General features: G+C 70.2%; 19 protein-coding genes and 1 tRNA gene. 15 read left to right on the plus strand and 5 right to left on the minus strand.

The window, feature by feature from the left end; all coding sequences use genetic code 11:
• The first annotated feature begins 167 nt into the window (after window positions 1-167).
• The 5 genes from QE388_RS08695 (at window position 168) to pheA (ending at window position 5,335) form a co-directional block, all read left to right on the plus strand.
• On the plus strand, window positions 168-821 hold the full coding sequence (locus QE388_RS08695) for a response regulator transcription factor (RefSeq protein WP_307384793.1): 654 nt from the start codon (window positions 168-170) through the stop codon (window positions 819-821).
• Window positions 814-3,024, plus strand: coding sequence for a sensor histidine kinase (locus QE388_RS08700; protein ID WP_307384795.1), 2,211 nt, complete (start codon window positions 814-816; stop codon window positions 3,022-3,024). The genes QE388_RS08695 and QE388_RS08700 overlap by 8 nt, the downstream gene beginning before the upstream one ends.
• Before the next feature lie 26 nt (window positions 3,025-3,050).
• Window positions 3,051-3,614, plus strand: coding sequence for an alternate-type signal peptide domain-containing protein (locus QE388_RS08705; protein WP_307384797.1), 564 nt, complete (start codon window positions 3,051-3,053; stop codon window positions 3,612-3,614).
• An 85-nt stretch (window positions 3,615-3,699) separates the two neighbouring features.
• Complete coding sequence (locus QE388_RS08710; protein WP_307384799.1) at window positions 3,700-4,368, plus strand: signal peptidase I; 669 nt, start codon at window positions 3,700-3,702, stop codon at window positions 4,366-4,368.
• Window positions 4,369-4,372: 4 nt separating this feature from the next.
• Window positions 4,373-5,335: a prephenate dehydratase gene (gene pheA / locus QE388_RS08715; RefSeq protein ID WP_307384801.1), complete on the plus strand. Its 963-nt coding sequence runs from the start codon at window positions 4,373-4,375 to the stop codon at window positions 5,333-5,335.
• A gap of 559 nt (window positions 5,336-5,894) precedes the next feature.
• Here pheA and QE388_RS08720 read toward each other — a convergent pair.
• Window positions 5,895-6,932: an LLM class flavin-dependent oxidoreductase gene (locus QE388_RS08720; protein ID WP_307384803.1), complete on the minus strand. Its 1,038-nt coding sequence runs from the start codon at window positions 6,930-6,932 to the stop codon at window positions 5,895-5,897.
• A gap of 99 nt (window positions 6,933-7,031) precedes the next feature.
• Here QE388_RS08720 and QE388_RS08725 point away from each other — a divergent pair, with 99 nt between their 5' ends.
• Both QE388_RS08725 and QE388_RS08730 read left to right on the plus strand, forming a co-directional pair.
• Window positions 7,032-7,337 carry a hypothetical protein gene (locus tag QE388_RS08725; protein ID WP_307384805.1) on the plus strand — a complete coding sequence of 102 codons (306 nt, stop codon included), beginning with the start codon at window positions 7,032-7,034 and terminating at the stop codon, window positions 7,335-7,337.
• A gap of 121 nt (window positions 7,338-7,458) precedes the next feature.
• Window positions 7,459-7,881: an Asp23/Gls24 family envelope stress response protein gene (locus QE388_RS08730; protein ID WP_307384806.1), complete on the plus strand. Its 423-nt coding sequence runs from the start codon at window positions 7,459-7,461 to the stop codon at window positions 7,879-7,881.
• Between the two features lie 98 nt (window positions 7,882-7,979).
• Here QE388_RS08730 and QE388_RS08735 read toward each other — a convergent pair whose 3' ends face one another.
• Both QE388_RS08735 and QE388_RS08740 read right to left on the minus strand, forming a co-directional pair.
• Window positions 7,980-9,350 carry a deoxyribodipyrimidine photo-lyase gene (locus tag QE388_RS08735; protein ID WP_307384807.1) on the minus strand — a complete coding sequence of 457 codons (1,371 nt, stop codon included), beginning with the start codon at window positions 9,348-9,350 and terminating at the stop codon, window positions 7,980-7,982.
• Window positions 9,351-9,425: 75 nt separating this feature from the next.
• Window positions 9,426-10,715, minus strand: coding sequence for a diacylglycerol kinase family protein (locus QE388_RS08740; protein WP_307384808.1), 1,290 nt, complete (start codon window positions 10,713-10,715; stop codon window positions 9,426-9,428).
• 165 nt (window positions 10,716-10,880) lie between these two features.
• On the opposite strand from QE388_RS08740, the gene serS reads away from it, so the two are divergent.
• Entirely contained in the window at window positions 10,881-12,149 is a 1,269-nt protein-coding gene (gene serS, locus QE388_RS08745; protein WP_307384809.1) for a serine--tRNA ligase, read from the plus strand.
• A complete protein-coding gene (locus QE388_RS08750) occupies window positions 12,146-13,042 on the plus strand; it encodes an HAD family hydrolase (RefSeq protein WP_307384811.1) in 897 nt (298 codons plus the stop codon). The genes serS and QE388_RS08750 overlap by 4 nt, the downstream gene beginning before the upstream one ends.
• Before the next feature lie 4 nt (window positions 13,043-13,046).
• On the opposite strand, the gene QE388_RS08755 is transcribed toward QE388_RS08750, so the two are convergent.
• Window positions 13,047-13,241 (minus strand): PLDc N-terminal domain-containing protein, encoded by a 195-nt coding sequence (locus tag QE388_RS08755; protein WP_275795979.1) that lies wholly within the window; start codon window positions 13,239-13,241, stop codon window positions 13,047-13,049.
• A gap of 137 nt (window positions 13,242-13,378) precedes the next feature.
• Window positions 13,379-14,644 carry a DUF2254 domain-containing protein gene (locus tag QE388_RS08760; RefSeq protein WP_307384813.1) on the minus strand — a complete coding sequence of 422 codons (1,266 nt, stop codon included), beginning with the start codon at window positions 14,642-14,644 and terminating at the stop codon, window positions 13,379-13,381.
• Between the two features lie 84 nt (window positions 14,645-14,728).
• Here QE388_RS08760 and QE388_RS08765 point away from each other — a divergent pair.
• From QE388_RS08765 to QE388_RS08790, 6 genes are all read left to right on the plus strand, one after another.
• Window positions 14,729-14,813, plus strand: a tRNA-Ser gene (locus tag QE388_RS08765).
• A gap of 379 nt (window positions 14,814-15,192) precedes the next feature.
• Complete coding sequence (locus QE388_RS08770; RefSeq protein ID WP_307384815.1) at window positions 15,193-17,676, plus strand: OpgC family protein; 2,484 nt, start codon at window positions 15,193-15,195, stop codon at window positions 17,674-17,676.
• 23 nt (window positions 17,677-17,699) lie between these two features.
• Window positions 17,700-19,724 carry a glycosyltransferase gene (locus QE388_RS08775; protein WP_307384817.1) on the plus strand — a complete coding sequence of 675 codons (2,025 nt, stop codon included), beginning with the start codon at window positions 17,700-17,702 and terminating at the stop codon, window positions 19,722-19,724.
• The gene (locus QE388_RS08780) at window positions 19,721-20,911 is read left to right on the plus strand and encodes a PP2C family protein-serine/threonine phosphatase (RefSeq protein WP_307384818.1); all 1,191 of its coding nucleotides are present in this window, start codon (window positions 19,721-19,723) and stop codon (window positions 20,909-20,911) included. The genes QE388_RS08775 and QE388_RS08780 overlap by 4 nt, the downstream gene beginning before the upstream one ends.
• Window positions 20,908-21,240 (plus strand): STAS domain-containing protein, encoded by a 333-nt coding sequence (locus QE388_RS08785; RefSeq protein WP_275796913.1) that lies wholly within the window; start codon window positions 20,908-20,910, stop codon window positions 21,238-21,240. The genes QE388_RS08780 and QE388_RS08785 overlap by 4 nt, the downstream gene beginning before the upstream one ends.
• Window positions 21,233-21,649, plus strand: a complete 417-nt coding sequence (locus QE388_RS08790) for an ATP-binding protein (RefSeq protein ID WP_307384820.1) — start codon at window positions 21,233-21,235, stop codon at window positions 21,647-21,649. The genes QE388_RS08785 and QE388_RS08790 overlap by 8 nt, the downstream gene beginning before the upstream one ends.
• Window positions 21,650-21,684: the final 35 nt, after the last annotated feature.

The raw sequence follows: 21,684 nt of genomic DNA on the forward strand, positions 1-21,684 counted from the left end.
CAGTCTGCCCGGTGCATCCGACATGCGCACACGCGACGACACATTCCAAGGGAATCCGTTGTCGTCGCGGGCCCGTCGGCGGGGTCTCACCCGGTTCATCGTCCGAGAGGGCGCGCTCGGACATGCATCACTCACCCCATCCACGCGAATACGTCATACTCATCGCCATGGGTGCCGGGGATCATGTGCGGGTGGCGATCGTCGATGATCACGAGTTGGTCGCTCTCGCGGTGGAGAACCTCCTTTCGGATGCCGTGGGCCTGACGTTCGCCCGCCACACCGACACCGCGGGAGCAATGGTGTCGAGAGCGCGGGACGCGGATCTCGTCCTCCTCGACCTGAGCCTGCGCGACGGCTCGACGCCGCGCGACAACGCGGCTGCCCTGCAGAAGTGGGGCGCGCACGTGCTCGTCCTCACGTCCGGCGAGAATCCCTTTCTGATCCGCGAGGCGTCGCGCACCCCGGCGCTCGGCGTCGTCCGGAAGTCGGCACCCATGCGCGACCTGATCGCCGCGATCACGGCAGCCGCCGCCGGAGAACACGTTCCGAGTCTGGAATGGGCGTCTGCCCTGGATTCCGATCCGCTGATGCGGTCGGCGCCCCTGACCTCGCGGGAGCGCGAGGTCTTGTCGCTGTACGCGACGGGAATGGGTGCGCGCGAGGTCGGTGCGGCCCTGTTCGTCAGCGAGAACACCGTCAACGACCACCTTCGCCGCATTCGTTCGATCTACGCGCAGCTCGGTCGTCCGGCGACGACCAAGGTCGACCTCTACCGGCGCGGTATCGAGGACGGCTACGTTCCCCTGCCCCACCGTGGCTGAGCCGCGCCGGGGCGCCGTCCAGGGGCCGGCCGAGGCCCGCACCGTGCGGACCCTGCTCACGGCGGTGGCCATCGCGATCGCCACCGCGACGGGCGTCGTCATCGTCCTCCTCTTCGTCGGGGCACACGGTGCGGACCGTCTGCCCCCGTGGAACCGCGCGCTGACGACGACCGCCTTCGGGGTGCTGCTGGTCGTCGGAGCGGCGGCGCCCGTGCTCGGCATCCGAGTCCTGCGCGCAGGTGCTCGCCTGGGGGTGGGGATCTATCTCGTCGCTCTCGTGGCGCTCGTGCCCCTCGCCGGACCGTGGTCGAGCGACCCGGCGATCCAGACGCTCCCCTGGGGGCTGACATCGGTGGGCGGCATCGTGCTCGCCGCGCTCGTCGCCGGTGGCGAGAGGCTCGGGTGGGCACTGCTGGTTCTCTGGATCGCCGTGATCACGGTCTGTCGATTCGGGATCGGGTCGTACACGCTCTCCCATCTCGCCAACGATTCGCAGGCCGTGCTGACGGGCGCGACCGTGTGTCTCATCGGGGCAGGTGCCCTTCGCGCGAGCCGCGCCGTCGACCGGGCGACGGCCTCGGCGGAGTCGGCCGTCGTCGTCGAGGCCGACGAGCGTGCGCGTCTGGCTGCCCGCGCGCGTGCCGCGGCGTTCGTGCACGACGAGGTTCTCGCGGCGCTGCGGGGCATCGTCGATCAGGTGCCCGGTGCGGGCGATGCGCTGCGCCGTCAGGCCCGACGGGCCCTCCGCACGGTGGACGACGGCGTCGGACACGGCGACGCGATCGCCCGGCTGGCGGATCTCGCGGCCGGAACCGGGTTCGTCGTCGAGATGGAGCGACACCCGGATGCCGTTCTCCCCCCGGAACCGGTCCTCGCGGCGGTTCGCACGGCCACGGCGCAAGCGATCCAGAACAGCGTGCGGCACGCCGGCGACGGCGTCCCTCGTCGCCTGCGTATCACCGCGCTGCCCGACGCCCTCCGCGTCGACGTCTCCGACGAAGGGCAGGGCTTCGACCCTGCCCGGGTGCGCTCCGATCGGCTCGGTCTGCGCGGCAGCATCCTCCGGGTGATGCGGGCTGTCGACGGGGGAGACGCGCGGGTGCACAGCGACCCCGGAAAGGGGACGCGTGTCGAGATCGAATGGCGGGCGTCCGAGACCTCTGGACGCGGACCGGATGCCACCGACGAGCGACGACGGCTTCGTGTCGGTCTGGGCTCGGTCACCGCCGTGTTCGTCGTCACTCAGGGTGCGGTCGCGATCGCGGCCGCCTTCACGACCGGCGACGGGACTGCCCTCCTCACGCTGTTCGGCATCCTCGCGGTCGCCGAGATCCTGCGTCGGGCACGCGGATCGGAGCTGTCTCTCCGCCGAGCGTGCGTGGCATCCGCTCTTCTTCTGACCGTCGTTGCGGTGGCGCTCGTCACGACCCCTGCGCCCCTCACCTACGGAACCGGATGGTTCGCCCCTGCGGCGGGGTTCGTTCTCGTCGCGATCGCCCTCCAGGGCCGAACGGGGGTCGCCAGTGGCGCGGGCGTCGCGCTGTTGCTGCTCGTCGTCGCTGAGGGAGTGCGATCCGGGGCCGAGGTCCTGCAGGTGTCGATCATCGTGGGCCGCGCGGCGTTGATCGTGGGCCTCGGACTGCTTCTGGTCGTGCTGCTTATGCGCTTGCAGCGCCGGATCGCCGAGCAGTCGGCGAGGGCGATCGACGCCGCGCGCCGCTCAGCGTGGGATGCCGCGACACGCGAGGAGCTCGAGGAGCATCTCGCCGACGGCGACCGGCTGGCTCGGCCGCTGCTCGAGCGGGCGGCTCGCGGCGCGGGGGAGGATGCCGCCGGTCGCGCTCGCGCGCGAGCGATCGAGGGACATCTGCGTGACCGTTATCGCGCGGGGCGCCTGCTGCACGGCGACGTCGCCGACAGGGCCGCGGCGGCGCGCGAACGCGGTGTCGACGTCGTCCTGCTCGATGACGGGGGCCCGCATGTCGACGCCGCCGCTCTCGCCGCCCTGGCGCCCTGGCTCTCCGCTCTCATCGCCGCCGCCCGAGAACGCGTCGTCGGCCGTCTTCTCCCGGACGGCTCATCCGTGCTCGCGCGCACGGTCGTCGATGGCTCGATCCACGAGTTCCCGCGGAAACCACCGGAATCGGTGGCTGAAACGCCGAGGGGAGAAGCGGACGTTTCCGTAGCGTCACCCCTGTCGTGATTTCCGATGCTGGGGAGGCAATCGTCATGAACAAGCTTGCAAAAGGCTCGATTGCGGCGGCGGCGGCCGTCGTTCTGCTCGGCGGCGGGATGGGCTCGATGGCGTACTGGAACGCGAGCGTCTGGCTTCCGGGGGCGAACTTCAGTACGGGGGAAGTGTCGATGTCGGCGGCCCCTAATGACTACACGTACTACGTCAACGGCGACCGGGTGACCTCGGAAGAGCTGGCGGCCACCGCCCTGGTGCCGGGGGATGTCGTGGACCTCGATGTGGAGGTCACCGTTCGCGCGATCGGCGCCCCCGCGGTCTTGACGCTGCCGACGCCGGAGTTCTCGGGGAACGCAGGGCTCGCGAGCACATTCGACTACACCCCGCAGATCCGCAATGACGAACCCGACCTGGAGATCCGTAACACGGTGGTCGGCAACAAGTTCAACGTGTCCGGCGAGGGGCAGTTCATCTTCCGTCGGACTTTCACGTGGGCGAGTTGGAAGGATACTCAGATGCTCGCGAACGTCCAGTCGGAGCTCCTCATGAGCAACCTCGTGCTCGACCAGGTGACCGAGCCGCTCGAAGAAGACAACTCTTGAGGCGGAGGGGCGTGGACGGCGTCCACGCCCCTGCCGTTCCCCTGCCCCGCCGCAGAGACTCCCGCGGGCGTGAAGAGGTGCCGACATGACCGACATCCGTGATCCGGATGCTGCTCCAGAGGTCGCGGAGTCGGCGGGAGGACCCCGACGATCCTCCTCGGCCCGCGCGGTGTGGCGGGCAGTGTTTCGGGGGGCGGGGTGGGGGTGCTCTGCGCTCGTCGCGCTGACCGTCCTGGTCATCTTCGTCGTTCCCGGCGTGACGGGCGCACAGCGCTACTCCATCGTGGGGTCGTCGATGGAGCCGACCCTGCCGCTCGGTGCACTCGTCGTGGTGCGGCCGACCGACGCGGTCGACATCGAGGTCGGCGAGATCATCACCTTCCAGCTCCGCTCCGGCGAGCCGACGGTCGCGACGCACCGCGTGGTGGGGGTGGCGCTCGGTGGCGATGGAGCCCGCATGCTGCGGACCAAGGGCGACAACAACGACGCCGCCGACGCCGACCCGGTCCGGCCCGAACAGGTGCGCGGAGTCGTGATGTACTCGCTCCCCCTGCTCGGATACATCAACGCGGTCATCACCCCGCAGATGCAGGCGTGGATGCTCCCCATCGTCGTGATCGGCCTCTTCTGCTACGCCGGCTGGATGTTCATCGGGGCGTGGCGCGATCGCCGCAAACGGGGCGGCTCGATGTCGGACGACTCCCGGCGCTCGGCCCCGGGGCCGCGGCATCCGGACCCCGGCGCACTAGGCTGAGTCGGTGCTGCCCGACACAGATCACACCCCCGCCCGCCGTACCTACAGCTACCTCGGCCCCGCCGGTACCTTCACCGAGGCCGCGCTCGCTCAGGTGCCCGAGGCGCGCGACCAGATCTGGCGGCCCGTCCGCAACGTCGGTGAGGCGCTCGCGGATGTCGTCGAGGGGCGATCGGATGCCGCGATGATCGCGATCGAGAACTCGGTCGACGGCGGCGTCTCCACCGCGCAGGACGCGCTGGCCACGGTGCCGGGCCTGCGCATCGTCGGCGAGTACCTCGTGCCGGTGAATTTCGTGCTGGTGGCGCGCCCCGGCGCGACCCTGTCCGACGTCTCGCTGGTGGCCGCGCACCCCGTCGCGTACGGCCAGTGCCTCAAATGGCTGAGCGAGCATGTGCCCGCCCACGCGCACCTGCCCGCCGAGAGCAACGTCGCGAGCGCCCTCGGTGTTCTCGACGGCACGAGCGCCGCGGATGCCGCGATCGCCGCGCCCGGCATCGTCGCCCACCACGATCTCACCGTGCTGGCCGAGAACATCGGCGACAACCCCAACGCGGTCACGCGCTTCGTGCTCGTCAGCCGCACGGTGGCTCCGGCCCCGCCGACGGGCGCCGACAAGACCTCGCTCATCGTCGAGCTGCCCGAAGATCACCCGGGTGCCCTGCTCGAACTGCTCGAGCAGTTCGCCACCCGGGGCATCAACCTGAGCCTTCTGGCATCCCGCCCCATCGGCGACGCCCTCGGTCGTTACCGCTTCGTCATCGACGCCGACGGGCACGTGCAGGACGAGCGCATGGCCGATGCCCTGCTGGGCCTTCGCCGTTTCAGCCCGAAGGTGATCTTCCTCGGGTCGTACGCGCGCGCCGACCGCGCGATCGTCCGCTACCCGCAGCGGTACAGCGACGACGTCTTCGTCGAGGCCCGCGACTGGCTGCGTGGCCTTCTGAGCGGCGAGCCCGAGGCCTGACGACCCTCCCGAGCCCCGCCCCGCCGTGCCGTCCGGCGGAGTCCCTGTCGGACGCGCCGGTTCGGGATGCCGTGGCCTCGGCGTGTCGAAGGCGATCTCCGCCTGGCGGTACAGGCCGCAGGCCATCGCCCGCCGGCGGCCGTCTCCACGCCCGGCCGTGCGCGTGACGGTTCGGCGGGCCCCCTCGAGCCCGGCCGTGCCGTCCGGCGGAGTTCGTGCCGGACGCGCCGGTTCGGCGGGCCCCCTCGAGCCCGGCCGTGCCGTCCGGCGGAGTTCGTGCCGGACGCGCCGGTTCGGGATGCCGTGGCCCCGGCGTGTCGGAGACGAACTCCGCCTGGCGGTACAGGCCGCAGGCCATCGCCCGCCGGCGGCCGTCTCCACGCCCGGCCGTGCGCGTGACGGTTCGGCGGGCCCCCTCGAGCCCGGCCGTGCCATCCGGCGGAGTTCGTGCCGGACGCGCCGGTTCGGGATGCCGTGCCTCGGCGTGTCGGCGGCGATCTCCGCGCGACGGCACAGCCCACAGCCCGCCGACCCGGCCCCGGCGCCCAGCCGCGAGCCGTCAGGCCGCGACGGCCGCCGGCGCCGCGATGAGCTCGAGCGTCTGTGCTCGCCCCTCGGACCCTTCGCCCTCGTACGCGCCCGCGACAGGCGACACCATGATCTCGTCGACCCCGTGCTGCGCGGCGAACGCGGCCAGCTGCCCCTGCACGTCGGATCCCGTTCCCACGAACCACTTCTGCCGCGTCGAGGCCATGAGCGACTGAGCCATCGCGTCGAACGGATCGGCCTTCGCCTGCTCGACCGTCTCGAGGGGCGTGAGCGGACGGTTCGTGCGCAGACGCGCCATCATCCGCAGCTGCGGCAGGGCACGCTCCTCGGCCTCCTCCGCGGTGGGGGCGGCGACGACATTGGCGGTGACGAACGTGCGCGGGCCCTCGCCCGATTCGTTCGGGACGAACTGGTCCCGGTACAGCCGGAGCGCGTGCTCCAGCCCTTCGCCGGCGAAGTGGTTCGCGAACACGTACGGCAGACCGAACGAAGCCGCGAGCTGCGCGGAGTAGTCGCTCGAGCCGAGGAGCCAGACCTGCGGCACCCCGGATGCCGAGGGCGTGGCCTTGACCTGATACTCGGTGCCCGAGGTGAACCGGACCGTGGCACCCTCGGGGGAGGTGAGCGCCATGATGTCGGTCACGTGGTCGGGGAAGCGCGAGACGTCGCTCGTGGTGCCGGAGCGATTCAGCAGCTGCGTGATGACCGGGTCACTGCCGGGCGCGCGGCCGATACCGAGGTCGATGCGGCCGGGGGCGATCGCCTCGAGTGCGGCGAACTGCTCGGCCACGATGAGCGGCGAGTGGTTCGGCAGCATCACACCGCCCGACCCCACGCGGATGCGCGAGGTGCGAGCGGCGGCGGCGGCGATCAGGACGGGGGGAGTCGTCGACGCGACAGCGGGCATGTTGTGATGCTCGGCGAACCAGTACCGGCGATACCCGAGGCGGTCCGCGCGCTCCACCAGGTCGAGGGCCGCGGCCACGGCTTGAGCGCTGGTCTGTCCCGTACGAACCGGGACGAGGTCGAGAACAGAGAGGGAGGGCATCACCCCGGTGTCAACCTCGCGGCCACGTCGTGTATTCCGTCAGAGCGGTCACGGCAACCCCCCTCGCGGCTTCGGGTCGAGCCCCCTAGCCTCCCGGGCATGAACGACGACCAGGCCGGTGACATGCAGCCCGACGCGCAGACGATGGTGCGGACGCAGATCGCTATCGACGAGGCATCCTTCTTCCTCGCGCAGGGGCAGGACCCCGTCGCACTGGGGGCGCGGATCGAGGATGCCGTCCACGCGGGCGGCGGTTTCGTGTCGTTCGTCGTCGTCGGCAATCGCGAGGTGAGCGCCCTCTTCACCCCGCACTCGCGAGCGATCCTCTCGGTCGAGACCGTGCCGTACGACGCGCGCGACACGGGGGACTCCGACGTCCCGTACGGCGGGTTCTTCGACGACTGAGCCGGCGGCACCCATCCTCAGCTTTCTCTCAGAAAATCGCCGTGACGAATCCGCTTCCCGCCCCGTCTTACCTATGACATCGCGGGACACACGGTCCCGGAGACGACGGAAGGAAAGTGACATGGCCACCCCCACGAACACCACCCCCACCACCGCCACGAAGGACGGCGGCTCGACCGTCATCGTCGACGCCGTCGTCGCCAAGGTCGCCGGCATCGCCGCAGCCGAGGTCCCCGGGGTCCACGCCCTCGGCGGGGGAGCTGCGCGCGTGATCGGCAACATCCGCCAGGCCGTCGGTGCGAAGGACTACGCGCAGGGCGTGAGCGTCGAGGTGGGCGAGACCGAGGTCGCCGCCGACATCGCGATCCAGGTCGACTACCCCGAGCAGCTGCAGCGCGTGGCCTCGAACGTCCGCGCGGCCGTGCACCAGGCCATCACCGAGCTCGTCGGCATGAAGGTCGCCGAGATCAACGTGACCGTGGTCGACGTCTACATCCCGGGCGAAGACGACGAGGACGACGCCGAAGAGGCCCGCGTCAACTGACATCCATCGTGAGAAGGGGCGTCACCGAGAGGTGGCGCCCCTTTCGCGTGCCCGGATGCCGGGAGGTCGGCGCAGCGACACGGCGACGAAGGTCGGGCTCAGCCCCCGTGCCGCACCTCGGCGTACGCGTCGAGCGCGCGCCGACGCGTCTCGCCGAGGTCGACCATCGGCTCCGGCGGGTTCTCGCCGAGGTACTCCGGTGCCCACTCCCGCACGTACTCGTCGTGCGGGTCGAACTTCTTGCGCTGCGTGTCCGGGTTGAAGACGCGGAAGTAGGGGGCGGCATCCGCGCCAGATCCCGCGACCCACTGCCAGTTGAAGGGATTGCTCGCGGCATCCGCATCGACGAGGCAATCCCAGAACCACTGCTCCCCGTGCCGCCAGTCGATCAGCAGGTTCTTGATGAGGAAGGATGCCGTCACCATGCGCACGCGGTTGTGCATGACGCCGGTCTTCCACAGCTGACGCATCCCCGCGTCGACGACCGCGACGCCCGTTCTGCCCTGCTGCCAGGTCTCGAGGTGCGCGCGGTTCAGGCGCGGCCAGGGGAACGCGTCGAAGTTGCGGCGCCAGTTCACGGTCGCGATGTCGGGGGAGTGGTACGTCACGTGCCACGCGAACTCGCGCCACACGAGCTCCGACAGGAACCCGCTCGCGCTCTTGGCGTGCTCTCCCGAGCCGCGGTGCTCGATCGTGTCGTGCCACACCTGGTACGGGCTCAGCTCTCCCCAGCGCAGGCGCGGGGAGAGGTTCGAGGTGGCGCCACCCGCGAACTCGTCGCGGTACTTCGCGTAGTCACCGAGGTCGTCGTCGAGGAACTCCCGCAGCCGTGTCTTCGCGGCGGGCTCGCCCGGCTCCCACGTCTCGCGCAGGCCGCCGGCCCAGTCGGGCTTCGTGGGAAGCAGGTCCCATGCGCCGAGGTCGTCGCCGTCGACGTGCCCGTCGAACCCCGGGACTTTGCGCGCCTCCGGCATCGGCGGTCGCGGCGCGGGAAGCTTCTGCACCGCACGCGCGAACGGGCTGTAGACCCCGTAGGGCTTGTCGGCCTGCGTGCGGACCGTCCACGGTTCGTAGAGCAGGTTCGCCGCGAATGATGCGACGGTCACCCCGTCGCCGCGCAGCTTCTCTTTGAGTCCGGCGTCGATCTCGCGCTCGACCCCGCCGTAGCGTCGGTTCCAGAACACCGCCCCCGCGCCGATCTCATCGACCACGGCCGGGACGACCTCGGCCGCGCGCCCGCGACGCAGCAGCAGCCGTCCACCTCGCTCCTCGAGGCGTTCGCCGAGGGATGCCAGAGACCCGTGCAACCACCAGCGCGCCGCTCCGCCGATCCGGCGCACGCCGTCCGACTCCTCGTCCAGGACGTAGAGCGCCAGGATCGGCTCCTCGCGGTCGAGGGCCGCGCGCAGCGCGGGGTTGTCGGTCAGTCGGAGGTCGTCGCGGAACCACACGATCGAGGGCGAAGCCATCCCCCGACGCTATCCACCGCGGCATCCGTCGATCCGGGCTTGACACCCGCCCGCGCGATCGGCCCGCCGGCCCCGTCAGAGCGTCGAGACGTCGTGCCCCTTCGGCAGTGCCACGACGAGACCGTCCGCCACGATGCGCGTGTAGATGCGCGTCGCCTCGCCGAACTCGTCGCCGTCGAGCTCGATCGGCTGTGCCGGGGCCGTCGCGAGCTCGATGCCCGTGCCGCGGAGGTACCGCACCGACGTGTCCTTTCGGCGTTCGAGCACACGGCGACCGGCGCGGAAGCGGCGCAGAACGGAGTTGTCCCACACGATGCTTCTCCACACGCCCAGCCAGCCCAGCACTCCGGTCGGCTGGAGCACGGCTACGTCGAGGCGACCGTCGGCGATGGAGGCGTCGGGGATCAAGGCCACGCCCCCTTGCAGGGCGCCGCAGTTCGCGAAGAGCACGCTGTGCACCTTCGCCGAGTGCAGGCGGTGTTCGTCCAACTGGTACATCACGCGGAACGGCTTCGCGTTCACGAGGGAGCGGGCAGCGCCGTCGACGTACGCGACCCAGCCGACCTGCTTCTTCAGGTCGTCGCGGGTGTTCTGGATCATCGCGGCGTCCAGGCCCATGCCGGCCATGACCGAGAACCCGTGTTCCTCGACCTCGCCGTCGGCGCGGCGGATGCGAGCCAGCCCGGTGTCGATGGAATGGATGTCGCCCTCGAAGGTGGCGCGGATCATCGCGTCGGTGTCGGTCAGCGGGAGGTTCAGGTTGCGCGCGAGGAGGTTCCCCGTGCCGCTGGGCACGATCGTGAGCGGGACGCCGGTGGAGGTGAGAGCCTCGGCGACCGCGCGCACGGTACCGTCACCGCCCGCCACGAGCACGGCATCCACCTTCTCGTCGAGAGCGGCGCGGGTCGCGTCATCGCCGAGGTCGTCGACGGTCGTCTCGTAGAACAGCGGCTCTGCCCACCCGGCGTCGGCGGCGAGCTCGGCCACCCGGGCGCGCAGCACCTCGGGCTCGACCTTCGTGGGGTTGTAGACGAGAGCGGCGCGCTTCTTCCGCGTGGGCTCGGCGTCCATCGGAGCCTCTTCGCCCTCGGCGTCGACGCGCTGCGTCTTGCCCGGGATCTCCGCCGACGAGTCGGGCGCGACGTCCTCCGGCTGATGGATGGTGTCGTCCGGCTCCGCGGCGTCCTTCGGATGCGGGACGTCCTTGCGCGGATGATCGGCCACGTCATCGCCCAACCGAGCGGCGTCGAAGTGCTCGTGGGAGCCATCGGCCGCGGCCGCGTCGGCTTTCACCTCGTCGGGCGCGTCGAAGGGGACGTTCTCGGGGGACTCCGCGTCGTCACGCGGCTCGTCAGGGGCGGCCATGCGTCAACCATAGGACCGCGATCCACTGCGGAACGGGCGAATCGTCCGGGCTTGACGACCGGATGCCGTTGGCCCATAGCCGTCGCGACGCGCCCGGGGTCCCCGAGCTCGGTGCGTGCCGTCCGGGCGCGGATTCGCAGTCGGCGCCGACCGTAGGATGGACGCGTGATCGACCTGACTCTGCTGCGTGAAGATCCCGAGCTCGTGAAGCGCTCCCAGATCGCCCGCGGGGAGTCGCCGGATTCGGTGGACGAGGCCCTCGCCGCCGACCGCGACCGCCGCGCCGCCATCACCGACTTCGAAGAGCTGCGCGCCGCGCAGAACGCGCACGGCAAGAAGGTGGCGCAGGCGCCGAAGGACGAGAAGGCCGCGCTCGTGGCCGAGGCCAAGCAGCTCAGCGAGCAGGTCAAGGCCGCACAGCACGCGGTCAGCGAGGCCGAGGCCGCCGCCGACGAAGCACTGGCGAAGATCGAGAACATCGTGCTCGAGGGAGTCCCCGCCGGCGGCGAGGAAGACTTCGTCACCCTCCGCACGCACGGCGAGATCCCGACCTACGACTTCGAGCCGCGCGACCACCTCGAGCTCGGCGAGAAGCTCGGCGCCATCGACATGGAACGCGGCACGAAGGTCTCGGGCAGCCGCTTCTACTTCCTCACCGGCATCGGTGCCCGTCTCGAGCTCGCGCTCATGACCCTCGCGCTCGACCGCGCGCTGCAGGCCGATTTCACGCCGATGATCCCGCCGACGCTCGTGCGCCCCGAGGTGATGCGCGGCACGGGCTTCCTCGGCCAGCACGCCGATGAGGTCTACCACCTCGACAAGGAAGACCTCTACCTCGTCGGCACGAGCGAGGTCCCGCTCGCCGGCTACCACATGGACGAGATCCTCGACCTCGAGCGCGGCGCGAAGCGCTACGCCGGGTGGTCCACGTGCTACCGCAGCGAGGCCGGTTCTTACGGCAAGGACACCCGGGGCATCATCCGCGTGCACCAGTTCAACAAGCTCGAGATGTTCGTCTACACCGACCCGGCAGATGCCGAGGCCGAGCACGACCGTCTCGTCGCGATGCAGGAGGGCATGCTGCAAGACCTCGGGCTGGCGTACCGCGTGATCGACGTCGCCGCGGGCGATCTCGGTTCCAGCGCCGCGCGCAAGTTCGACATCGAGGCCTGGGTCCCGACGCAGGACGCCTACCGCGAGCTGACCAGCACCTCGAACTGCACGACCTACCAGGCGCGCCGGCTTGAGACGCGTTTCCGCCCCGAGGGGGGCGGCAAGACCCAGCCCGTCGCCACTCTGAACGGCACGCTCGCGACCACGCGCTGGATCGTCGCCCTGCTCGAGACGCACCAGCGCGAAGACGGGTCGGTGACGGTCCCCGAGGTCCTGCGCCCGTACCTCGGCGGCCTCGAGGTCATGGAGCCGATCGCGTGACCGACGAGGCCGCTCTCCCCGACACCGGCGCCGTCGAGAGCGCGCCCAAGCAGGAGGCGGCTGACGTCGTCGCCGACCTCGCCGACGCTCCCGTCGCGCGGATGCTGATCGCGCTCGACGTTGACGGCACCGTGCTCCTCGAAGACGACACGCTCAGCCCCGGCGTCGTCGAGGCCGTCGCCGATGCTCAGGCGGCGGGCCACGAGGTGATGCTCGCCACCGGTCGGAGCTGGGACAGCACCCACACGATCATGGACCGCCTCGGCATCCGTCCCGAATACGCGGTGTGCTCGAACGGTGCGATCGTGATGCGTCGGATCGGAGAAGGGGATGCCGCGCCCTACGAGCGCGCGCACATCGAGACGTTCGATCCGACCGAGGTGCTCACCCTGCTCGGAGAGCACCTCGCGGGGGCGCACTTCCTCGTCGAGCTTTCCGACGGCTCGCGCCTGTTCACCGACTACCTCGACGACTGGAACCTCGAGGGCGCTAACCGCGTGACCTTCGATCAGCTGTCCGAACGGCCGGTCTGCCGCGTCGTCGTCGTCGCTCCCGAGAAGACCGACAAGGACTTCCTCCAGCTCGTCGAGCGCATCGGCCTCAGCCAGGTCTCGTACGCGATCGGCTGGACGGCGTGGCTCGACATCGCCCCGCAGGGCGTCGACAAATCCACCGCGCTCGAACTCGTGCGCGGGTGGCTGGGCATCCCGGCGGAGCGCGTGCTCGTCATGGGCGACGGCCGGAACGACATCGAGATGATGCAGTGGGCCGTCCGCAACGGCGGCCGCGCGATCGCGATGCACCAGGGACCCCCCGAGGTGCACGCTGCCGCCGGCGAGGTCGGCCTCTCGGTGACCGAGGGTGGCGTCGCCGCGGTATTGCGCGCGCTGTAGCCCCCTAGATGTGCGCGGCGTGCCCCGGGCGGTGGCTCGCGACGCTCGCGACCAGCCACGCCAGCAGCCCGAACGGCGGCAGAAGCAGCAGCGCTGTCGCCCACGTGGCCTTGAGACCGACGGAGACGTGCGCGTCACGGACGGTGACGACGGTGGCCCAGATGGATGCCGCATAGATGAGCGCGAAGACGATGAGCATGGGGTTCCCCTCCTTGTCGAACAGGGCCCGCTGCGGAGGGCTGTGGGCTGTTTTCCCCGGTTTACGCCTGCTCGCGGGCGGATTCAAGCGGCGATGGTGTGCGCTGGGAGAACCGATACCCGCGGCTTAGCGTTCGTTCAGGAACGGATGCCGGACCCCGCCCAGGCCTCCTGCATCGCCGTCCGCAGGACCCGCGTATCGCCCCGATCGAGCGCGCGTCGACTGCGGTCGAACGCCGCGCGCGCGGCATCCCGAAACATGCCCGCGCGGTTAGGTGCGGTCGCGGCGAGTGAGGCGAGGCATTTCTGGAGGCGCACCTGGACCTCGATGTCGGCCGCTCCGTCGCGCGCGAGTGGGCGGAAGGCGTCGTGAACGAGGTCTCCCCACGTCGGCGGGGTCACGGAGACGCGCTCATGCTCGACATCGCGCGTCGGCTCGGTGAGAAGGGCCCGGGTGAAGACGCGCTGCAGGGCCGCGATCACCTCGATCGCCGTTCCCGGGTCGTTCGTTGCGGCCGAGAGCGCGCGGCTGCCGATCTCGGTGAGGGCGATCACCCCGAACCGGGGATCCTGTTCATAGGTGCGGTGGTGCTCGATCCGGAAGCAGCGACGGATGCCGGATCTCAGGCTGTCGTCGCTCGTCCCGCGCACGAACACGAGGGGCACTCGTGCATCGGTGATGCGCCCCGGTGCGGCGTGCACGTGGAGGTCGACGTCGTGGGAGCGCGCAAGTCGATCGAGGCCGGCGATGTCGACGTGCGTGACGTAGCCCACCTCGTCCGCGACGACGGCTTCGGCATCGGCGGGGATGCCAGTGCTTCGACGTGCACCGAGCGCGGGGGAGGCGGCGAACACCTCGAGCGAGGTGGTCGCCGCCTTTTCGACGCGGTCGATGACGTCTGCCATGCGCCCGAAGGTGGCGAGGTGCGAGATCCACCGCAGGAGCGTCATGACGACGATTGCGATGATGACGATCGTGCCGACGAAGAGGATCGTCCGGCCCTGGTCGGTGTAGTACCCGGTGGAGAGCGCGACGATTCCGACGAGAGAGAACGCGAAGGCTCCGACGAACGTCGACACGGCGTTCTGCGAGGTCGGGTCGGCGATGAGAAGCGAGGTCGAACGCGGGGTCGCCGTCGTCGTGGCGGATGAGAAGGCGGTGACCATCGCCGTCACCGAGAAGGTGCTCACGGTCAGCATCGCCGTGGCGATGATCTGCAGGAGCGATCCGACCGCGTTCTGCCCGAGGTCGATCGAGAGCGAGAACGGCAGCAGCGGCCCGAGGAACCGCGCGGCCAGCGCGACGAGCACCGCGATCACCGTGAAGATCGCCGCGCGCACCCACACCTGGCGCCCGAGACGAAGGAAGAAGGATGCCACCGACCCGCGCGCTGCTCTCGCCATGCGCTCGACGCTAGCCGGGCCTCCGCGTGGGGAGCGGGGGCTGGACGCGCGCTCCGCCGCACCCTCGGTAGACTCGGACGACCGGGAGGGTTGTCCGAGCGGCCGATGGACCTGGTCTTGAAAACCAGTGGGCAGCAATGTCCCGTGGGTTCGAATCCCACACCCTCCGCAACGAGAGAACGCGGGCCCCGCAGGGGTCCGCGTTCTCTCGTTATGACCGGCTGAGCGGGATCCGAACGGAGTTGGGCCCACGCCGCCGGAGGCTCCGCCGAGTGCGAAGCGGTCGGTGGAGGGGCGGTGGGGAGAATCCCACACCCTCCGCAACGAGAGAACGCGGGCCCCGCAGGGGTCCGCGTTCTCTCGTTATGACCGGCTGAGCGGGATCCGAACGGAGTTGGGCCCACGCCGGCGCGCGGCCAGGAAAGCCGCGAACCTTCCGTCGCTTGCGGCTCCGGACGCCTGTATTGCGTTCTCCGTACCACCCGCCCTCACCCTCACAGCATTTCGATAGGGTCCAGTCAGTCGACGGAATCGGGGGCTGGCTCCACGTGCAGAACCGGGAATTCGAGGAGTACACCACTCCACGGAACCGCCCTTGCCTGGCTGGTGTCCGCCGATCGGTGATCGCCCTCCTCGCCGCCCTTCTCGTCGTTCTCCTCGGCGCGATGCCGGCCGTGGCATCCGAGCGAGGCGAGCCCGCCGACCTCGTCCCGCGAAACGGTGCGTATTTCGGGTCGATCCTCGACTGGAGCAGCGACAGCGTCGTCGACCAGGCCGAACGACTCGGTGCACCCAGCGCGATCTATCAGCGCGATGTCTCTTATCCCCTCACGGATACGGACAAGGGATATCTGTCGGGCTTCTTCGACCAGACCGCAGCGGTCGGGGCGATCGTGGTGGTCGCTGTGACCCCCACGGTGCCGCTCGCCGAGCTCGATCGCGGGGACGCGGAGGCCTTCGTCGACGCGCTCGACCAGATCGCTCAGCCCCCGGGCGCACCCCTGTACCTCAGCTTCGCACCCGACATGAACACCACGTGGGTGGGGTGGGGCCAGCGCCCCGACGAGTATCGCCCGGCGTTCGCGCTCTTCGCCGACGTGGTGCACGAGCGGCTCCCCGGTGCCGCGGTCGTCTGGTCGCCGTTCTGGGGCGGGGACTACCCCTTCGCGGCGACGTCCACCCCCGCGCCCGCGGGGACCGACACCGACGGCGACGGCGCTCTCACGTTCGCCGACGATCCCTACGCGCCCTATTACCCGGGCGACTCCGCGGTCGACGCGGTGGGTCTGTCGCTGTACTTCGACGAGACGGGCGGGGTGGAGGCCCGCAACGTCGTGCCGTCACCGGATGCGTTCGTCGCGCGCCTGACCGGCACCGACGGGTCCGGCGCCCCCGACTTCGCGGGCACGTACTCGTCGCCTGACCGGCCCCTGCTCATCGAGACGGCGGCCTTCTATAGTGCGAGCGTCGGCGGCTCGTCCGAGCTCGAGGTCAAGTCGGCCTGGTGGCGGCAGATCGAGGGGGCCGTGGCATCCGGTCGGCTTCCCTCGCTCGCGGCGGTCATCTGGGAAGACACGACCACCAGACGGGGTGCCGTGGGCGAGACCGTCATCGACTGGTCTGTGACCCTGTCGTCGGATGCCGTGCGCTCGGCTTTCGTCAGTGACCTGCGCTCATCCGACCTGGTGCTCGGCCCGGTGCGCGAACCGTCGGGCGAGTCAGCCGCGTCGATGCCGGTGCAGGGGTGGTTGGGCTGGATCCTCGTCGCCGTGGTCGTCGCCCTGATCGCCGGCCTCGTGATCTTCGCGGCACGCGGCTCGGCCCGGGCGCGGCGATTGCGGTACGTCGGATCGCCCGCGAGAGACGCCCGCATCGACCTCTTGCGCGGTCTCGCGATCGTCTTCGTCGTCGTGAATCACCTCGGTCTCGCGAGCTATCTCCAGATCGGGACGCAGGAGTTCCTGGGGGTTGTCTCGGGCGCGGAGCTGTTCGTCCTGCTCTCGGGCGCCGTGCTCGGTCTCGTCTATCGACCGAAACTCGTGTCGGGCGGCATCGGGGAGGTCGTGATCCGCACCGCCGGGCGCTCGTGGAAGCTCTACCGCACCGCGCTGGTCGTCGTGGTGCTGATCTTCTTCCTGTCGCTCCTTCCCTTCCTCAACGGTCGGGCGGTCACCACCTTCACCGATCAGGGCACGGGGGCCGCCGGTACCGGTGCGACGGGGCGGGTGTACGACCTCTACGCGGGAGCCGACCGCCTGCTGCAGTACCCCGTCGATCCGCAGGTCGTGATCGACTTCCTGCTCCTGCGGATGGGGCCCTGGCAGTTCAACGTCATGGGGCTGTACGTCGTCCTGCTGCTGATCTCTCCGCTCGTGCTGTGGGCGCTCGGGCGGCGGTGGTGGCCGTGGGTGCTGGGCGCGAGTCTCGCGCTCTACGTGGTGGGCCACGTCACGCGGTTCCGGTTAATCCCCGCCCAGTTCGAGGATTCCTTTCCGCTCCTGGTGTGGCAGCTGCTCTTCGTCGTCGGGATGGTCGCCGGGTTCCATCGCCGAGAGATCATCGCCTGGTTCGCCACGCGGGCGGGCCGGGTCGCGTTGATCGCGATCGTGGCGGTCGCCGTCGCGCTGATGCTGTTCTCCTGGAACAACCCGTATGCGCCGGCCCCGGGCGACCCGCGCCTCGCCCTGGTCTCCGACAACGCCTTCCGCGGCGTCTACGGGGCGCTGTTCGAACGCACCTATCTCGCCCCGGGTCGGCTGCTGAACGTCCTCGTGCTCGTGGTGACTCTCTACGCGCTGCTCACGGCCTTCTGGAAGCCGATCGCCGCTGTTGCCGGCGGCTTCCTCATCCCGCTCGGCCAGTCCACGTTGTACGTGTTCGTCATGCACGTGTTCTTCGCCCTCGCGGTCGCCAGCATTCCGTTCCTCACCCGTGGCGACCTCCTGCTCGACACCCTCGCCAACGTCGTGGTCCTGGCCCTGTTGTGGCTCATGGTGCGCACGCGATTCCTCTTCGCGGTGGTGCCGCGATGAACGGGCCGGAAAGGACGGATGCCGTGACCGACGACACGCGTATCAGCGAAGGGCGACTGCTCGTCCTACGGATCGTCGTCGTGCTCACGGTCCTCCTCGGGGTCAATTACGTCTCGTGGCGGTGGTTCTTCTCGCTGAACTGGGACGCGTGGTGGATCGCCGTCCCGCTCATCGCCGCCGAGACCTACAGCCTGATCGACGTGTGCCTGTTCGGGATGATGATGTGGAAGGCCCGCGGCCGACCGGCGCCGCCCCCGCCGGCCGAGGGTCTCGCCGTCGACGTCTTCATCGCGACGTACAACGAACCGATCGACCTCGTGATGACCACGGCTCTCGCCGCGCAGCGCATCCGCTACCCGCACCACACGTGGATCCTCGACGACGGCGGCCGCGCCGAGATGCGCGAGCGCGCCGAGGCCGCCGGTATCGGGTACATCTCGCGCGGGGCCGAGTGGGACGATCGTCCCCGGCACGCGAAGGCCGGCAACATCAACAACGCCCTACAGGCCACCGACGGCGAGTTCATCCTCATCCTCGACGCGGACATGATCCCCCGACCCGAGATCCTTGACCGCACGCTCGGCTACTTCACCGACCCGCTGGTGGCGCTCGTCCAGACGCCTCAGGTCTTCAGCAACGTCGCCACGGGCGATCCCCTCGGCAGCCAGGCTCCGCTGTTCTACGGTCCGATCCAGCAGGGCAAGGACGGGTGGAACGCCGCCTTCTTCTGCGGCTCGAACGCCATCCTGCGACGCGAAGCCCTCATGCAGCTCGGCATCGTCGGGTACGTCCGCGAACTCGATCAGTCGGTCGCCCGCGCGTTGCGCAGCGCGACGCGCGTGATCGAGAAGGCGCGCACCTCACCCGCGGCATCCGACCCCGCGGTCTCGGCGGCTCTCGACGAGGTGTCGGCAGGGGTCGCCGAAGCCCGGTCGCGCCTGCGGGCGCGTGAGCCGCTGGGCGAGGTCACGTATCGCCTGCACCGCCGAGTGGATGCCGCCACCCAGTCGATCGTGGCGTCCGACGTCGCGGGGATCGACGACGACCTCCGCGAGCTGGCCGCCTTGGCCGGCCCCGCGGGCGCGGGATCGAGCCCCGAGGAGCAGGCGTTCGACGTGGAGCAGGCGGTCGCGGCGCTCGCCACGCGCGAACTGTCTCCGCTGAACGCGCTCGAGGCCGTGCAGGCGGTGCTGCGCACCATCGGCGTGGACCGCGCGGGTGAGGCGCAGCCGGTCATGCCGCTCGCGACCATCTCGGTGACCGAGGACATGGCGACGTCGATGCGCATGCACGGCATGGGCTGGAAGAGCGTTTACCACCACGAGCTGCTCGCCGACGGCCTCGCCCCCGAGGACCTCGGCACGATGCTCACCCAGCGGCTGCGCTGGGCGCAGGGCACGATGCAGGTTCTCCTGCGCGAGAACCCGCTCGTGCAGTGGGGCATGTCGCTGCCCCAGCGACTGATGTACTTCGCCACGATGTGGAGCTACCTGTCGGGGTACGCCGCCGTGGTCTACTTCGCCGCCCCCATCATCTTCCTGGTGCTCGGCATCCTTCCCGTCCACGCGTACGCGGGGGATTTCTTTGCGCGCTTCATCCCGTTCATGCTCGTCAATCAGCTGCTGTTCTTCGTCGCGGCGAAGGGGGCGCCCACGTGGCGCGGGCAGCAGTACAGCCTCGCGTTGTTCCCGGTGTGGTTGAAAGCGTGCTCGACGGCGTTCACGAACGTCGTCCTGCGGATTCCGCTCGGTTTCGCCGTGACCCCGAAGACGCGTCCGAGCACGAACGGGCCGCAGTGGCACCTCATCAAGACCCAGCTGGTCGTCATGGCGATGCTCGTTGTGGCGATCATCGTCGGCGCCATCCGCCTGTTCGTCAACGGTGCCGAGCCGATCGGTACCGCCGTCAACATCGCGTGGGCGATCTACGATCTTGTGGTGCTCAGCGTGCTCTTCCAGGCGGCGACCTTCACCGGGTACGACCCCGTCGCCGAGGCTGAGCGGCTCGCCGAGCACGGGCGACGGTCGTCGCGAAAGGAGCGCCGATGAGTGTGACCATTCCGCAGTTCGACGATGCGGCTCGGCAGCGGGCGATCGAGGAGCTCGGCATCCTCGACACCCCGCGCGACGAGCGCATCGACCGCGTCACGCGCCTCGCCCAGGAGGTGTTCGGCGTGCCCATGGTGAGCGTGACGCTCCTCGACCGCGACCGGCAATGGCGCAAGTCCGAGATCGGTCTCGGCGGGCGCGAGGCGCCGCGCGAAGATGCGTTCTGCGACTTCACCGTGCGAGAGGGGCGCACCGTCGTCATCCCCGATGCGAGCGCCGACGAGCTCTGGGCCGCGAACCCCTTCGTCGAGGGAGACCCGCACCTGCGCTTCTACGCCGGTCATCCCCTGCAAGCGGCCGGGGGCGAACGCATCGGGACCCTCTGCCTGCTCGATACGAAACCCCGCTCGCTCGACGAGCGCGAGGAAGACCTGCTCCGCGACCTGGCCGCGTGGGTCCAGTCCGAGATCCTCCGGCAGAACGAGCTCGATGACGCCGTGGCGGTGCAGGGCACCCTGCGCCCCCGCACGGCGCCGGAACTCCACGGATACGAGATCGCGGCCGTCACCGTCGCCGCGGGCCAGATGTCGGGCGACCTCTACGACTGGTACCCGGTCGGGGACGGGGTTCGCTTCACGCTGGCCGACGTCATGGGCAAGGGCCTCGGCGCGGCCCTCCTGGCGGCCGGTCTGCGTGCCTCGCTGCGCACGCTCCCCGATCGGGGACTCCTGGATGCCATCCGCGAGGCGGACCGCCTGCTCGAGGCCGACGTCGCCGACCTCGGCACCTTCGCCACCGCGTTCCACGCGCAGCTGGAGGCGCCGACGGGCGTCCTGCGTTTCGTCGACGCCGGGCACAGTCTCGGCTACATCCTGCGCGCGGACGACACATGGGAGCACCTCTTCTCCACCGGGATGCCGCTGGGGATGGGACTGGCGGACGCCCGCGCCGAAGCCGAGACGAGGCTCGCTCCGGGCGACATCTTCATGGTGTGCAGCGACGGCCTGCTGGATGTGCTGGATCCGTCCGATCCCCTCGGGCACGTACGGCGTGTTCTTCGCGAGCGCGGCATCGCCGGGGCGCTGGATGAGGCCGCGCGTCTCGCGCGCGGCGCGGCGGCGACGGACGACGTGACGGTCATGGTGGTGGCGCGCGAGAGCGACGTCGCCCGGGAAGGAGCACGATGAACATCGAACGACGCGAGTCTGCGGAAGCGGTCGTCCTGGAGGTCGAGGGAAGGCTCACGGCCGCGGTCGCCCCGCAGCTCCGAGCGGAGGTCTCGGATCTCGTCGCGGCGGGTCGGACCCGGCTCGTCGTCGACCTCGAGAAAGTCGACTTCATCGACTCCTCGGGTCTCGGGGCACTCATCGGCGCGTTGAAGGCGACACGCGTCGCCGGGGGAGACCTGAGGATCGCCGCCGCAGGGGAACAGGTGCGACAGGTGTTGCGCCTGACCAACCTCGATCGGGTCCTCCACGTGTACCCCGACGCCGACGGTGCGTTCGACGGTGTCTGAGATCACCGTCACCCGGGAGGGGGCCGCGACGCTCGAGTTCGTCGAGGGGCTGCACGCCGCGCTCGAAGAGCTTGCCGGGAGCGCCCCGCACATCACCGAGGACGATCTCTCACTCTTCTCTCTCGCGGTGATCGAGATCGCCACGAACATCGCGGTGCACGCACCGCAGGGCGGTGACGTGGTGTCGTTGTCGGTGGAGCTGTCGGCCGGCGACGAACTGCGCGCGGTCCTGCGCGACTCCGCGCCGCCGGTGCACCTCGACCTCACCGCCGCCACGATGGCCGACGCGCTCGCCGAATCGGGCCGCGGTCTTGCGATCGCGGCGGCGGTCTGCGACGAGCTCTCGGTCGAGCGCCGCCGAGGGAATCTCTGGCGCCTCGTCCGCCGTGTCGGTCCGCGCTCCATGTGAGATTCCCCTGACCCTCACACGATTCTCAGCCGTGC

This window comes from Microbacterium sp. SORGH_AS_0969 (assembly GCF_030818255.1).
Lineage (GTDB): Bacteria > Actinomycetota > Actinomycetes > Actinomycetales > Microbacteriaceae > Microbacterium.

Excerpts from the sequence above, each read along its gene's own strand:
- QE388_RS08695 (WP_307384793.1), top strand. The coding sequence starts at position 168 with ATGGGTGCCGGGGATCATGTGCGGGTGGCGATCGTCGATGATCACGAG.
- QE388_RS08705 (WP_307384797.1), top strand. The coding sequence starts at position 3,051 with ATGAACAAGCTTGCAAAAGGCTCGATTGCGGCGGCGGCGGCCGTCGTT.
- QE388_RS08710 (WP_307384799.1), top strand. The coding sequence starts at position 3,700 with ATGACCGACATCCGTGATCCGGATGCTGCTCCAGAGGTCGCGGAGTCG.
- QE388_RS08720 (WP_307384803.1), bottom strand. The coding sequence starts at position 6,932 with ATGCCCTCCCTCTCTGTTCTCGACCTCGTCCCGGTTCGTACGGGACAG.
- QE388_RS08725 (WP_307384805.1), top strand. The coding sequence starts at position 7,032 with ATGAACGACGACCAGGCCGGTGACATGCAGCCCGACGCGCAGACGATG.
- QE388_RS08730 (WP_307384806.1), top strand. The coding sequence starts at position 7,459 with ATGGCCACCCCCACGAACACCACCCCCACCACCGCCACGAAGGACGGC.
- QE388_RS08735 (WP_307384807.1), bottom strand. The coding sequence starts at position 9,350 with ATGGCTTCGCCCTCGATCGTGTGGTTCCGCGACGACCTCCGACTGACC.
- QE388_RS08740 (WP_307384808.1), bottom strand. The coding sequence starts at position 10,715 with ATGGCCGCCCCTGACGAGCCGCGTGACGACGCGGAGTCCCCCGAGAAC.
- QE388_RS08755 (WP_275795979.1), bottom strand. The coding sequence starts at position 13,241 with ATGCTCATCGTCTTCGCGCTCATCTATGCGGCATCCATCTGGGCCACC.
- QE388_RS08760 (WP_307384813.1), bottom strand. The coding sequence starts at position 14,644 with ATGGCGAGAGCAGCGCGCGGGTCGGTGGCATCCTTCTTCCTTCGTCTC.
- QE388_RS08780 (WP_307384818.1), top strand. The coding sequence starts at position 19,721 with ATGAGTGTGACCATTCCGCAGTTCGACGATGCGGCTCGGCAGCGGGCG.
- QE388_RS08785 (WP_275796913.1), top strand. The coding sequence starts at position 20,908 with ATGAACATCGAACGACGCGAGTCTGCGGAAGCGGTCGTCCTGGAGGTC.